Origin of the sequence: Nesterenkonia maliinae (assembly GCF_051262655.1) — a bacterium.
Classification (GTDB): Bacteria; Actinomycetota; Actinomycetes; order Actinomycetales; family Micrococcaceae; genus Nesterenkonia.
Genome location: NZ_JBIMEY010000001.1, coordinates 617,925 through 631,880, shown reverse-complemented (window position 1 = coordinate 631,880; position 13,956 = coordinate 617,925). Strand labels below are relative to the sequence as shown.

At 70.3% G+C, this 13,956-nt stretch carries 13 protein-coding genes; 12 read left to right on the top strand and 1 reads right to left on the bottom strand.

Annotation, left to right across the window (positions count from 1 at the left end; genetic code table 11):
• Positions 1–16 precede the first annotated feature (16 nt).
• Positions 17–1,000: a PAC2 family protein gene (locus ACHAA4_RS02910; protein ID WP_435772684.1), complete on the bottom strand. Its 984-nt coding sequence runs from the start codon at positions 998–1,000 to the stop codon at positions 17–19.
• Positions 1,001–1,053: 53 nt separating this feature from the next.
• Here ACHAA4_RS02910 and ACHAA4_RS02905 point away from each other — a divergent pair, with 53 nt between their 5' ends.
• The 12 genes from ACHAA4_RS02905 (at position 1,054) to tatC (ending at position 13,912) form a co-directional block, all read left to right on the top strand.
• Positions 1,054–1,803 (top strand): HAD family hydrolase, encoded by a 750-nt coding sequence (locus ACHAA4_RS02905; protein ID WP_435772683.1) that lies wholly within the window; start codon positions 1,054–1,056, stop codon positions 1,801–1,803.
• Complete coding sequence (locus tag ACHAA4_RS02900; protein WP_435772682.1) at positions 1,800–2,558, top strand: site-2 protease family protein; 759 nt, start codon at positions 1,800–1,802, stop codon at positions 2,556–2,558. Before ACHAA4_RS02905 ends, ACHAA4_RS02900 begins: the two co-directional genes overlap by 4 nt.
• Positions 2,559–2,720: 162 nt before the next feature.
• Positions 2,721–3,725 carry a tRNA (adenine-N1)-methyltransferase gene (locus ACHAA4_RS02895; protein ID WP_435772976.1) on the top strand — a complete coding sequence of 335 codons (1,005 nt, stop codon included), beginning with the start codon at positions 2,721–2,723 and terminating at the stop codon, positions 3,723–3,725.
• On the top strand, positions 3,718–5,610 hold the full coding sequence (gene arc / locus ACHAA4_RS02890; protein ID WP_435772681.1) for a proteasome ATPase: 1,893 nt from the start codon (positions 3,718–3,720) through the stop codon (positions 5,608–5,610). Before ACHAA4_RS02895 ends, arc begins: the two co-directional genes overlap by 8 nt.
• Positions 5,607–7,340, top strand: a complete 1,734-nt coding sequence (gene dop / locus ACHAA4_RS02885) for a depupylase/deamidase Dop (protein ID WP_435772680.1) — start codon at positions 5,607–5,609, stop codon at positions 7,338–7,340. The genes arc and dop overlap by 4 nt, the downstream gene beginning before the upstream one ends.
• A gap of 59 nt (positions 7,341–7,399) precedes the next feature.
• Positions 7,400–7,600: a ubiquitin-like protein Pup gene (locus tag ACHAA4_RS02880; RefSeq protein WP_435772679.1), complete on the top strand. Its 201-nt coding sequence runs from the start codon at positions 7,400–7,402 to the stop codon at positions 7,598–7,600.
• 6 nt (positions 7,601–7,606) lie between these two features.
• Positions 7,607–9,100: a Pup--protein ligase gene (gene pafA, locus ACHAA4_RS02875; protein ID WP_435772678.1), complete on the top strand. Its 1,494-nt coding sequence runs from the start codon at positions 7,607–7,609 to the stop codon at positions 9,098–9,100.
• Positions 9,101–9,178: 78 nt separating this feature from the next.
• Positions 9,179–10,297: an FKBP-type peptidyl-prolyl cis-trans isomerase gene (locus tag ACHAA4_RS02870; RefSeq protein ID WP_435772677.1), complete on the top strand. Its 1,119-nt coding sequence runs from the start codon at positions 9,179–9,181 to the stop codon at positions 10,295–10,297.
• Positions 10,297–10,701: an FKBP-type peptidyl-prolyl cis-trans isomerase gene (locus tag ACHAA4_RS02865; RefSeq protein WP_435772676.1), complete on the top strand. Its 405-nt coding sequence runs from the start codon at positions 10,297–10,299 to the stop codon at positions 10,699–10,701. The genes ACHAA4_RS02870 and ACHAA4_RS02865 overlap by 1 nt, the downstream gene beginning before the upstream one ends.
• Positions 10,702–10,726: 25 nt before the next feature.
• Positions 10,727–12,751 (top strand): helix-turn-helix transcriptional regulator, encoded by a 2,025-nt coding sequence (locus ACHAA4_RS02860; RefSeq protein WP_435772675.1) that lies wholly within the window; start codon positions 10,727–10,729, stop codon positions 12,749–12,751.
• Positions 12,752–12,788: 37 nt separating this feature from the next.
• Positions 12,789–13,103 (top strand): Sec-independent protein translocase subunit TatA, encoded by a 315-nt coding sequence (gene tatA, locus ACHAA4_RS02855; protein ID WP_435772674.1) that lies wholly within the window; start codon positions 12,789–12,791, stop codon positions 13,101–13,103.
• Between the two features lie 5 nt (positions 13,104–13,108).
• Positions 13,109–13,912, top strand: coding sequence for a twin-arginine translocase subunit TatC (tatC, locus tag ACHAA4_RS02850; RefSeq protein WP_435772673.1), 804 nt, complete (start codon positions 13,109–13,111; stop codon positions 13,910–13,912).
• Positions 13,913–13,956 lie beyond the last annotated feature (44 nt).

Below are 13,956 nucleotides of genomic sequence, written 5' to 3'. Positions count from 1 at the left end.
GGCCAGGTGACTGGGTCTAGTTCTCCGGGCGCTTGCGCCGGCGCAGGTAGCGCTCGAACTCCTGGGCGATCGCTTCGCCGCTGGCCTCAGGAAGATTCGTGGTGTCCGTGGCCTCTTCAAGACGCTTGACGTAATCTGCGATCTCGGAGTCCTCCTCCGCCAGGTCATCGACGCCGCGCTCCCACGCCTCGGCGTCCTCCACGACCTCGCTCTCATCGAGGGTCAGCCCGAGCAGATCCTCGAGCTCGCGCATGATCGCCAGCTGCGCCTTCGGTGAGGGAGCCTGGCCCACGTAGTGCGGGATGGCCGCCCAGAGCGAGACGGCGGGCAGCCCGGCCTGCGCGGCCGTGTGCGCGAGCACCCCGACGATCCCGGTGGGACCCTCATAGCTGGGCTCGTCGATGTCGAGGATCTCCTGGAGCGCCACGTCCTCGCTGGAGAGCGAGGCCGGGATCGGGCGGGTGTGCGGGACATCCGCCAGCAGCGCGCCCACCAGGATGATCCCGGAGACGTCGTTCTCCGCGGCACGGGTCAGCAGGTCCGCGGTGAAGGCCTGCCAGCGGAAGCTCGGCTCCACGCCGTGGACCAGCAGCAGGTCCACCGCCGCGCGCGCCGGCCGGGCCCGGTAGATCTTGGTGGAGGGCCAGATGATCTCGCGGTGGCCCCCGCTGCTGCGCACCTTGGGCCGGGAGAACTGGTAGTCGTAATATCCCTCGTCATCGACCTTGCCGATGAGCTCCGCACCGCAGGCTTGTCCCACGGCGCGCACCGCGGAGGAGGCGGCGGCACCGGCGTCGTTCCAGCCCTCGAAGGCCATCACCATCACGGTCGGCCGCGAGCGCGGAGCCTGCCCCTCGCCGGTGGCCGCGGCGGTCTGGTTGGCCCGAAGATGCTCGGCGAAGCGCTGCGCGAAGCCCTCGGGCAGCGTGGAATCACTGGCTGCCGGGGTTTCGCCGGAGTCCTCGGGGGAGGAGTCCTGAGACGGTGTTTCGTCGCTCACGCTTCTCAGACTATCCCTCCTGGTGATCACACGGGAAGCGTAGGATTGAGCCCATGCCTTCGACCTCTTCCGCCCCCGTTCAGCAGCAGCGCGCCGCCGCACCCCTCGCCTCCGAGGCGCTCTCCGGGGAGCTCCAGGCCGTGTTCTGGGACATGGACGGCACGCTCGTCGATACCGAGCCCTACTGGATCTCCGAGGAGCGCGCCCTGGTGGAGGCGCACGGCGGCACCTGGTCCCAAGAGCAGGCCCACGGCCTGGTCGGACAGGCGCTGAGCTACAGCGCCACGGTGCTTCGCGAGGCCGGGGTGGACATGACGGTGCGCGAGATCATCGACCACCTCATCACCCGGGTCGCGGCCCGGGCTGCCGCCGAGATGCCCTGGCGCCCGGGAGCCCGCGAGCTGCTCGCCGACCTCAACGCCGCCGGGGTGCGCTGCGCCCTGGTCACCATGAGCGAGAAGCCGCTGGCCGAGGCGATCGTCGCCGCACTCCCGGCCGGTTCCATGGAGTTCATCGTCAGCGGCGACATGGTCGGCCGCGGCAAACCCGACCCCGAGGCCTACCAGCAGGCCTTCACCACCATGTCCGGAGATCATGAGCAGCGCAGCGGGGAGCCGCTGACGATGAGCCGCTGCATCGCGATCGAGGACTCGGTCCCGGGGGTCAGCTCCGCAGCCGCCTCCGGACTGGTCACCATCGCGGTCCCGCACTACACCCCGATCCCGGCCGATGCCCGCTGGCAGACCCTCGACGGTCTGGCCGGTGTGAGCGCGGCGGACCTCGAAGGGCTCCTGCCCCGATGACCGCCCGCCCCGGCGGCCGAGCACGCAAGGCGATGACCCTGGTGCGGATCGCCGGGGTCCCCGTGCGCTTCCGCGCCTCCTGGTTCCTGGTCAGCGCCGTGATCGTGGCGCTCTTCGGCCCCCAGGTCCAGCGGATCTTCCCCGAGCTGGGCGCCCTGGCCTACCTGGTGGCCCTGGGCTACGCGGCGCTGCTGATGTTCTCGGTGCTGGCCCACGAGCTCGCCCACGCGCTGGCGGCGCGCTCCTTCGGCTGGCCCACCACCGAGATCGAGCTCAACCTCTGGGGCGGGCACACCGAGTTCCTCGCCCACCGGGCCACCCCGGCGAAGTCCCTCGCGGTGTCCCTGGCCGGACCCGCCGCGAACCTGGTGATCGCCGGGCTGGGCCTCTACCTCTCCGGGCTGTTCGAGCTCACCGGCGTCGCCGCGATGCTCTTCCAGGTCACCGTGCTGGTGAACTTCTTCGTCGGGGTCTTCAACCTGCTGCCGGGACTGCCGCTCGACGGCGGACGGATCGTGGAATCCGCGGTCTGGGCCGCCACCGGAGACCAGGACCGCGGGATGCGCGCCGCCGGATGGGCCGGGCGCGTCGTCGTCGTCCTGCTGCTGGCCGGACTGGCCGCCGTGGTGATCAGCGGGGTGCGCGAGGTGAGCCTCGTCGTCGTCGTGGTGACCGTGATGGTCAGCTTCTTCCTCTGGCAGGGCGCCTCGGAGACCGTGCGGGTGGCCAACGCCCGGCTCAGCCGCCCGCGCTGAAGCCTGGGCCCTGACAGGGATAGGCTGAAGCCAGACGATACGTCCGCCTGGACCGGATCACGGTCGGCGGAGCCGCAGCACCTCAGAGAGCGAGTTTCAGTGACCACGAGCACCTCCGGCGAGACCCCGACGACGACCCGCACCGGTCCCATCGGGGCCCATATGCGCTCAGGTCCGCTGCGCGCGGGCCAGCGCGTGCAGCTCACCGACCGCAAGGGCCGGCCCAGCACCATCACGCTGGCCCCCGGCGGCGAATGGCACACCCACCAGGGCGTGCTGCGCCACGACCTGCTCATCGGCGCCAGCGAAGGAATCCTGGTCGCCAACGACGCCGGCCACGAGTACCAGGTGCTGCGCCCGCTGCTCAACGACTTCGTGCTCTCGATGCCGCGCGGCGCGACCGTGGTCTACCCGAAGGACTCCGCCCAGATCGTGCAGGTCGCCGACATCTTCCCCGGCGCCCGCGTGGTCGAGGCCGGCGTCGGCTCCGGCGCGCTGTCGATCTCGCTGCTGCGCGCAGTGGGGGAGAACGGGATCCTGCATTCCTTCGAGCGGCGCGCGGACTTCAAGGACATCGCCGTGGGCAACGTCGAGGCGTTCTTCGGCGAACCCCACCCCGGCTGGGAGGTCTACCTCGGCGACATGCAGGAGGAGGTCCTCACCGTGGAGGAGCCCGGCAGCGTGGACCGCGTGGTGCTGGACATGCTCGCCCCCTGGGAGTGCCTGGACGCGGTGAAGACCGTGCTGGCTCCCGGCGGCGTCTGGGTCAGCTACGTCGCCTCGGTCACCCAGCTCTCCCGGCTCGCCGAGGAGATCCGCTCCTCAGAGGGCTTCACCGAGCCCGAGGCGCACGAGACCATGCTGCGCACCTGGCACCTCGACGGGCTCGCCGTGCGCCCGGACCACCGGATGGTCGCCCACACCGGCTTCCTGCTCTCGGCCCGGCGGCTCGCCGACGACCAGACCCCGCTGCAGCTGAAGAAGCGAGAGAAGGTCTCCGTGGTCAGCGAGGAGGACCGCGCCGCCTGGCCAGCCAACGACCCCGACGCCGTCTGGGACGAGGAGAGCCTGAAGACCCGCACCGTCTCCGGAAAGAAGGGCCGCAAGGCCGCGGCCCTGTCCCAGAAGATCGCCGCCCAGGCCAAGGAGGTGTTCACCCGTGAGTGAGCAGACCGGCAACGAGCGCACCCCCGCACGGACCCCTGACTTCGAGCCCGCGCAGACCTTCACCCCGAACACCGAACAGGCCCGCGAGGCGCAGCGGCAGCAGGAGCGGCTCGCCCAGGCGCACCGTCAGTTGGACACGCTGCGCAGCCGCTCCAAGCAGCTCGAGGCCCAGCTGCAGAGCGCCGGACGGAACAACCAGCGGATGACCGACCTGCTGGAGACCACCCGCAACGAGATCTCCCAGCTGCGCAACGCGCTGCAGGCCGACGGTCAGGCGCCGTTCACCTTCGGCACCGTCATCGCCTACCGGCCCGAGCACGCCCAGGCCGAGGGTCGCGAGATCCAGGCCACCACGGTGGCCGGGGTCGACATCCTCCAGGCCGGACGCAAGCTGAGGGTCAGCCTGTCTCCGCTGATCAGCCCCGAGCAGCTGCAGGCCGGCGACGAGGTGCTGCTGAATGAGAACTTCACCGTGGTCGCGATCCTCGGCGCCGAGCGCACCGGGGAGCTCGCCCGGGTCAAAGAGGTGCTGCCCGATTCCCGGCTGGTGATCATCTCCCGCGGCGAGGACGAGCGGGTGGTCACCCTCACCGAGGCCGCGACCGCCCAGGCCCAGCGCGAGGGGCTGCACAGCGCCCGCGTCGGCGACGCCGTGATGGTGGACCTGCGCACCGGCACCGCCACCGAGATCGTGCCGCTCTCCGAGGTCGAGGACGTGGTGCTCGAGGAGTCCCCGGACGTCTCCTACTCCGACATCGGCGGCCTCGCCGAGCAGATCGAAGCGATCCGCGACGCCGTGGAGCTGCCCTTCCTGCACGCCGATCTCTACAAGGAGCACGGGCTGCGCGCGCCGAAGGGGATCCTGCTCTACGGGCCTCCCGGCTGCGGCAAGACCATGATCGCCAAGGCCGTGGCCAGCTCGCTGGCCCACACCGGCCAGACGGCAGCCGACGACGCCGGCCAGTCCAGCGCCGGCCAAGGTTCCGGCGCCGCCGACCAGGGTTCCGCATCAGGCGCCCCCGGCCCGGGCAGGGGCGCGTTCTTCCTCAACATCAAGGGCCCCGAGCTGCTGAACAAGTACGTGGGCGAGACCGAGCGGCACATCCGAGTGATCTTCTCCCGGGCCCGCGAACGCGCCTCCGCCGGGCAGCCCGTGGTGGTGTTCTTCGACGAGATGGAGGCGCTCTTCCGCACCCGCGGCTCCGGCGTCTCCTCCGACGTCGAGACCACCATCGTCCCGCAGCTGCTGGCCGAGATCGACGGGGTGGAATCGCTGGAGAACGTCATCGTGATCGGCGCCTCCAACCGTGAAGACATGATCGACCCGGCGATCCTCCGCCCCGGCCGCCTCGACGTGAAGATCCGCGTCCAGCGCCCCGGTCGCGAGGGCGCCGGGGAGATCCTCGGCATCCACCTCGGCGGGGCGGTCCCGCTGCACCCCGAGCTGCTCGCCGCCCACGGGGACCGCGCCTCCGCCGTCGCCGCCCTGGTCGACGCGCTGCTGGACCGACTCTTCCCGCAGACCCCGCAAGCACGACTGCGCCTGATCCACGCCGACGGCACCCACACCGCCTTCCAGGCCGCGGACTTCATGTCCGGTGCGGTGCTCAGCAACATCGTGGACCGGGCGAAGAAGGCGGCGATCAAGGACTTCCTGCGCGCCGGCACCGACCCGGCGCAGAAGGGCCTCACGTGCAAGCACCTGCTCGCCGCCGCCGAGGAGGAGCTGCGCGATCAGGAAGACCTGGTCAACACCGCAGACCCGCAGGCCTGGGCCCGCGTGGTCGGCGCCTCGACCTCCCCGGTGGTCCGGATCGAACGTCCCTCCGAGGCTGCCGTCGACGCTGCTGCCGGCGCCGCGTCCTCCACCGGAGCCCAGCGATGACCGTGCGTCGGCTGATCGGGATGGAGACCGAATACGGGATCCACGCCCCGGCCAACCCGCGCGCCAGCCACATCGCGCTCTCCATTGAGCTGGTCAACGCCTACGCCGCCCACGTCACCGAGTCCGGCGGAGCCGTGGCCGGCACCGAATGGGACTACCAGTCCGAGTCCCCGCTGGTCGACGCCCGCGGCTGGGTGCTCCCACGCTCCGCCGCGCACCCCTCCCAGCTCACCGACACCGGGGAGACGCTGGCCCACACCCGCCACGACGACGCGCTCAGCTACGCCACCGAGCAGGAGCCCGGGCCGGGTCCGGTCCGCGATGCGCTGGGCAACGTCAGCTCAGGGGACCCCAGCCCGGCCGACGTCGCTTTCCACGCCCCCGGATCCCCGCACTGGCGCGGCGAGTTCTTCCAAGCCGCCGAGGACGCCCCGCAGCTGCTGATGAACCTGGTCCTGGGCAACGGGGCCCGGTTCTACGTGGACCACGCCCACCCTGAATACTCCTCGCCCGAGGCCATCGGCGCCCGCCGTGCGGTGCTCTACGACGTCGCCGGAGACCGGGTCGCGCTCGCCGCCGCCGGCCGGCTGAGCCAGGAGCAGCACGCCCCGCAGGTCCTGCTGTACAAGAACAACACCGACAACAAGTCCGTCTCCTACGGCGCCCACGAGAACTACCTGGTGCCGCGCAGCGTGGACTTCGACGCGATCGTCGCCGGGCTGCTCCCCTTCTTCGCGACCCGGCAGGTCCTCTGCGGCGCCGGGCGGGTGGGGATCGGGCAGACCAGCGCGCAGGCCGGCTACCAGATCTCCCAGCGCGCCGACTTCTTCGAAGAACAGGTCGGGCTGGAGACCACGGTGCGCCGCCCGATCATCAACACCCGCGACGAGCCGCACGCCGATCACGACCGGTTCCGCCGGCTCCACGTGATCATCGGCGACGCGAACATGAGCGAGTACTCCGCCTGGATGCGGGTGGGCAGCACCGCGCTGGTGCTGGACCTGATCGAATCCGGACGAGCCCCGGAGCTCACGCTGAGCGACCCGGTCGCCGCGTTGAAGACGATCTCCCACGACCCCACCCTCACCGCCACGGTGCCGACCTCCCGTGGGGAGCTCACCGCGGTGCAGATCCAGCAGCTCTACCTGGACGCGGCGCGCGCCTGGGAGCAGGAGAAGGCGGGCCCCAGCAACACCGTCAGCGTCCCCGATGCCGAGACCGCCGAGCTGCTCGAGGCCTGGGAGGAGCTGCTCGAGGACCTGGGCACCGATCTCTACGCCGCGGCGGACCGGGTGGACTGGATCGCGAAGCTGACCCTGCTGGAGTCCTACCGCCGCCGCGACGGCCTCGCCTGGGACGCCCCGCTGCTGGGCATGGTTGACCTGCAGTACGCGGACCTGCGCCCGGAGAAGGGCCTCTACTACAAGCTCGCCCGCGCCGGACGGATGCGCCGACTGTTCACCGATGCGCAGATCGCCTGGGCCGCGGAGCACCCGCCTGAGGAGACCCGCGCCTGGCTGCGCGGCCAGCTGGTCAGTGACCACGCCGACGTCGTCGTCGGGGCCAGCTGGGACCAGATCCTGCTGCGCGCCGATGACGTCTCCCCGGTGGTGCGGCTGGGCCTGCCCGACCCCTATGCCGGCACAAGGGCGGCGGCGGAGAATACACTTGCCACCGCAGAGACGGCCCAGGACCTCATCACCGGACTCCAACGGCTGCTGGGTCACTAGACTTTCCGGTGAACAGGCTGCTGAGTCACCGAACTGCAGGGTTCCTAGGAGGAGACATCATGTCCACGCAACCGCAGAAGCGCCCGCAGGGCGGAAACGACGACGGCGCAGCGCGCGAGGCCGCGGACGCGGTCGGCGCCAACGCGCAGGCCCAGAAACGGGCCGGCGAGCTCGACAGCCTCCTCGACGAGATCGATTCGGTGCTGGAGTCCAACGCCGAGGAGTTTGTCAAGGGCTTCGTGCAGAAGGGCGGCGAGTAGGCTCCCATGGATCGGCGCGTCATCGGGGTCGAGACCGAGTTCGGCATCACCCACACCGGAGGCACCCACCGCGGCCTGCCCCCGGACGAGGTGGCCCGCTACCTCTTCCGCCCGGTGTTGCGCTGGGGGAGAAGCTCCAACGTCTTCATCCCCAACGCCTCCCGGCTCTACCTCGACGTGGGCTCGCATCCGGAGTACGCCACCGCCGAATGCGATGACCTGCTGGACCTGATCGCCTCTGACCGTGCCGGCGAGCTGATCATGCACGACCTCGCCCAGTGCGCCGAGGCCGCGATGACCGAGGACGGCTTCGACGGCAGCGTGTACCTGCTGAAGAACAACGTGGATTCCCAGGGCAACTCCTATGGCAGCCACGAGAACTACCTGATCCCGCGCACCACCCACTTCCGCCGGCTCTCCACGATCCTGCTGCCCTTCCTGGTGACCCGGCAGATCATGGTCGGCGCCGGCCGGCTGGTCCCGGCCACGGATGAGACCCCGGCGCACTACGCGTTCTCCCAGCGGGCGGATCACATGTGGGAGGGCATCTCCTCGGCCACCACCCGCTCCCGGCCGATCATCAACACCCGCGATGAGCCCCACTCCGACGCCGCGGTGCACCGCCGGCTGCATGTGATCGTGGGCGACTCCAACATGTCCGAGACGACCAGTCTGCTGCGCTACGGCGCGACCGACCTGGTGCTGCGGATGGTCGAGTCCGGGATCCCGGTGGGGGACTTCGAGCTGGAGAACCCGATCGGCGCGATCCGGCACGTCAGCCACGACATCACCGGGCAGGCCACCGTCAAGATTCGTCATGGAGACGAGCAGACCGCCGTGGACATCCAGGCTCGGCTGCTGGACCGCGCCCGACGCTTCGTCCGGGAGAACGGCGCCCACCACGACCGGGTGGAGCAGATCTTCGAGCTCTGGGAACGCACCCTGCAGGCGGTGGCCAGCGGCGAGCACGCACCGATCGAGCGCGACATCGACTGGGCGATCAAGAAGCGGCTGCTCACCGACGTCGCCGAACGCGGCGGCCTGCCCATGGGACACCCGAAGCTGGAACAGCTCGACATGGCCTATCACGACGTCCACCCGACCCGCGGGGTGTTCAACCTGCTCGCCGCCCGCGGCCGGGCCAGCACCCAGCTGGAGCCCGAACGGATCCAGCGCGCCATCGTGGACCCGCCGGCGACCACCCGGGCCGCGCTGCGCGGACGCTTCCTCTCCACCGCCCGCGCTATGGGCGCCGAGCACACCGTGGACTGGGTGCACCACAAGCTGGTGGACCGTCCGCTGGACGCGCTGATGCTCAAGGATCCGCTCAGCGCCGAGGATCCCCGGGTGGACACGCTGCTTGGCCGGCTCGGTGATCGGGTCTCCACGCTGAGCGAACAGAGCCTCGAGCAGCGGCGTGCGCAGGAGGTGCCGCTGGCGCTCAGTGAGCGCTACAAGCTGGGCCATCCCCAGGAGCTTGCTGAGCCTCCGCTGATCTGACGAACCAGGTATCCGGCCTGTACAGTGCTGGGCAGGCCCAGACCTTGTCAGGTCGCCGTTCAAGCTGAAGGAAATCCCGTGCATTCTTCGTTCCGCCGCACCTGCGTGGCACTGTCCATCCCGGCAGTGCTGCTGCTGACGTCCTGCTCCGACGACGGTCTGGGTGACACCGACGCACTCTCCGGCGTGGATCTGCACTTCACCGATGAAGGCAGCCCCGAGGTCATCCTGCGCAGCCCGCTGGAGCTCGAGGAGGAGGCCTCCCGGGTGCTCGACCGCGGCGACGGCGAAGACCTCGACGAGGAGCAGATCCTCGAGGTCTCCCACGCCGTGGCCGACCCCAGCTCCGGAGAGATCCAGGAGGAGAGCTTCAGCCAGGACAACCCCTCCATGATCTTCCTCCCGCAGATGCAGGAGCAGAGCGAGTTCATCTACGAGTCGCTCACCGACACCGACCTCACGGTCGGGTCCGAGATCGCCCTGTTCGAACCCGCCAACGCCGAGACCGGCGCGCAGGCCACGCTGCTGGTGCTTCGCGTGGAGGGCCAGTCCCCGGCCTTCGCCGAGGGCGAGGTCCAGGAGCAGGACGGCGAGCTGCCTGAGATCGAGAACGAGGAAGGCGTGCTCCCGGAGCTGCTCGGCGGCAACGACGGCGACGCGCCCGAAGAGGTCAGCACCGAGGTGCTCATCCAGGGCGACGGCGAGGAGGTGGCCGCCGACGACCAGGTCGTGGTGCGCTACTCCGGCTGGAAGTGGTCCGACGGCGAGCTCTTCGACTCCAACTGGCCCGCCGATGACGAGGAAGCCGACGCCGGACCGGCAGGCTTCCCGCTGAGCAGCCTGGTCCCCGGATGGGCCGAGGGCCTCGAGGGCGAGCAGGTCGGCTCCCGCGTGCTGCTGGTCATCCCGCCGGAGTCCGGCTACGGCGAGGCCGAGGAGGGCGCCGCAGAGGGCACCCAGCACGAACTCGCAGGCGAGACCCTGATCTTCGTGGTGGACCTGATCGCCTCCGCCGAAGCGCCCCAGGCCGCGGCCCCCGCCCCGGCACCCGAGGGCCAGCCCGAGCTCTCCGAGGAAGACATCGAAGAGATGATCGAGCAGATGGAAGCCGAGCAGGGCGGCGCCGAAGGTGCTGAAGAGGGCGCCGAGGGCGACGACGCAAGCAATGACGACGCGAACGAAGAGGAGACCGAGTAATGTCATTCGGCCAGCGCAGCTATGACCGCACCCGCCCCGAGATCGACTTCCCGGGCGACACCCCGCCCGAGGAGCTGGTCATCGAGGAGCTCATCGCGGGCGGCGGTCACACCGTCGAGCCCGGCGACTCGATCTCCTGCCACTACGTGGGCGTCTCCTGGTCCACCGGCGAGGAGTTCGACGCCTCCTGGAACCGCGGCGAGACCCTCGACTTCACCGCCGGCATCGGCCAGGTCATCCAGGGCTGGGACCAGGGCCTGATCGGGATGAAGGAGGGCGCCCGCCGCCGCTTCGAGATCCCGCCGCACCTGGCCTACGGCGAGCAGGGAGCCGGCGCCGCCATCGGCCCGAACGAGACCCTGATCTTCGTGGTGGACCTGGTCAGCGTCCGCAAGGCCTCCTGATCCGCCACGGCCTTCGAGCAGCACGGTGACTGAGACGATCGACGACGGCGGCGCTCATCCGGCAGCGGAGGAGGAGCAGGACGTCTTCGCCGACTACGGCGTGGCGCGCGCCTTCTCCCTGGCCGCGAGCATCCTCGACGCCGGAGCGGGCGGGCTGACCAAGGCGGAGATCCGCGATCGGGTCGAGCACTACCGCAGCCAGTCCGAGGAGCAGTCCGAGGACGCCTGGGAGCGGCTCTTCAGCCGCGACAAGGACCACCTGCGCAGCTCCGGGATCGCCATCGAAGAGCCTGCCGCGGACCGTGAGGACTACCGCTACCGGATCGACCCGGCGGACTACGGTCTGCCCCCGCTGTCGCTGAGCGAGACCGAGACGCTGGTGCTCTCCCGCGCCACGCAGCTCTGGGCCGGCAGCCGCACCCGCTCCTGGCTGGACCAGGCCAGCTGGGCGCTGGCCGGGCCGGCCGGGCCCGCGCCGTCGTCCTCCGCCTCGCGCTCACCCCACGATCAGATGCCCGCCGCTGATTCATCCGCCGCTGATTCGTCCGTCGCGCCTGCCTCATCCTCGGGTGCGCTGAGCTTCAACCTGGGCAGCGATGAGGAGTTCGAACGGCTCACCGAGCTCGCCGCCCTCCCGCCGCAGCAACTGATCCGCTTCGACTACACCGGCAGGGGCGCCCAGCAGCCGGCCCCGCGCCGCGTGGTGCTGCTGGACTTCGCCGCCCGCGGCCACTGGTACCTCATCGGGCACGACCTCGACCGCGGTGCGCGCAGGACCTTCCGGCTCGACCGGGTGCATGGACCGATCACCCCGCTGCGCCCAGAGCCTGCGCTGACCGAAGCCGATCGGGTCGCCATCGACGCGGCGGTCAGCACCGCGGCGGATGCCGGATCACCGTTGGACGGACTCGCCGGTGACGAGGACCCGAGGCGGCTGCTGCGCGGCGTCCTCGACGCCCATGCGGGCCCCGCCCCGAAACCACCCCGGCTCGCCCCAGCCGGGACCCCGCGCCGGGCCGATCCCGCCCACCGCAAGGTCGAACGCGTGCTGGCCATGACGGCCTACCTGATCAGCGCCGACGGCGTGCGCCCCTCGGAGCTGCTGGTCCGCCATCAGATCACGCCCAAGCAGCTGCTCAAGGACCTGCTCTCGATCCAACAGTCGGGCAGCTTCGGCCCTGGGCAGTACGGGGAGTTCATCGACATCCACCCCGCGCCGCCGCTGAACCTGGACAGCTTCACCCAGGACTACCTGGCGACCGACGCGCCGATCACCCTGGCGATGCCGTCGGCGCGCACCGGCGACGTCCTCGCCCGGCCCCTCACGCTGACCAAACCTGGCGCGCTCTCGCTGCTGATCGCGCTGAACACCATGATCAGCGCGGCGGACACGGACACCGGCGCCCAGAGCTGGGTCGCCGCCGCCGAGTCGCTGCGCGAGAAGATCGCCACCGTGCTGCCCGAGGGGCTGCAGGAGGCCGCGACCACGGTGGCCGCCGGCGCGCGGGCGCACAGCGAAGCCACCGCCGAGCTGCGCGACGCGGTGACCGGCGGCTACTGCCTGCAGCTGCGCTATGAGGACGCTTCCGGAACCATCACCGAGCGGGTGGTCGAACCCACCCACGTCTACCTCGACGGGCCGCGCACCTACCTGCAGGCCTGGTGCCGGGTGGCCCAGGGGCCACGGAACTTCCTCAGCTCCCGGATCCGGGAGCAGCGCCCGCTGACCCAGGAGCCGATCAGCGAGACCGCACGTCAGCTCGCCCAGGCACCGGCGGAGCCGCCGCGCCCGCCCCGGGACAGCGGAGCCTTCGACGTCGTCCTGCGCTTCTCTCCGGCGGCCTCCGCGCTGGCCGATCGCTATGCGCCCCAGCGACAGCGCATCCAGCCCGACGGCGCGCGGTTCATCAGCACCTGGTTCCAGAGCCGTGAGGCGCTGATCCGGCTCTGCCTCCAGCTCGGCGGGGATCTCACCGTCCTGGCGCCGGCCGAGATCCGCGAGCAGGTCACCGCGCGGGCCCGCGAAGAGCTGTCGGCCCTGGCAGGGTGATTGGCGTACGATTGGCTTCGAGGAAAGGACCTATGCCATGAACATCAGCGGCTGGCAGATCGCGATCATCGCGCTGCTCATCATCCTGCTCTTCGGAGCCCCGAAGCTTCCCAAGCTGGCCAAGTCACTCGGCCAGTCGATGCGCATCTTCCGGTCTGAGGTGCGCACCATGAGCGAGGAGTCCAAGCGGAACTCCTCGGACCCGGATTCCCCGGACGTCTCCGCCGAGCCCAGCGACGATCCGCGCCGGGATGAGCGTGCCCCCGTCGAGGGCCGCGTGCTCAACCCCAATGACCCCACCGCCGAGCAGACCCGCCGCACTGAGCGGGAGCAGCGGGGAGACCACCGCTAAGCCGCATGGCCACATCGAAGAAGCGGCGGCGCGATCCCGAGCGCACGATGGCGCTGAAGGATCACCTCCGAGAACTGCGCAATCGCCTCATCAAGGCCGCTCTCGGCATCCTGGTCGGAGCGGCCGCCGGCTTCTTCCTCTATGACTGGCTGGTCCAGGTGCTCGCCGAGCCGATCCTGGGCTTCGAGTCGGAGGGTCAGCTCGCTGAGATCGCGTTCAACACCGTGGGCGGCCCGCTCGATCTGATGATCCGGCTCTCATTGTTCGTCGGCATCGTGATCTCCTCACCCATCTGGCTCTACCAGATCTGGGCGTTCATCATGCCCGGGCTGAAGAAGACCGAGAAGCGCTATGCCGTCGGTTTCATCGCCGCCTCGGTCCCGCTGTTCCTCGGCGGCATCGCCGCGGCCTACAGCGTCCTGCCCCAGGCGGTGGGCTTCTTCCTCGCGCTGAACCCCGAGGGCACCTCCAACGTCATCAACCCGGACGTGTACTTCTCCTTCGTGCTCACCCTGTTCCTGGCCTTCGGGATCGCCATGGTCATCCCAGTGGTGCTGGTCGGGATCAACATGATGGGCCTGGTCACCGGCAAGCAGGTGCTAAAGGCCTGGCGCGGGGTGATCATGCTCATCGCCGTGATCTCCGCGCTGGCAGCCCCCGGCGGCGACGCGGTCAGCATGTTCTTCCTCGCGCTGCCGCTGACGGTCCTGTTCGGGATCGCGATCCTGCTGTGCATGCTCAACGACCGACGCCGCGCCAAGCGCGAGGCCGCCACCGACGCAGAGATCGACGAGCTCCTGCTCGACTGAGCTCCTGCTCGACTGAGCCGCGGCCCACTGAGCCAGCCCGGCCC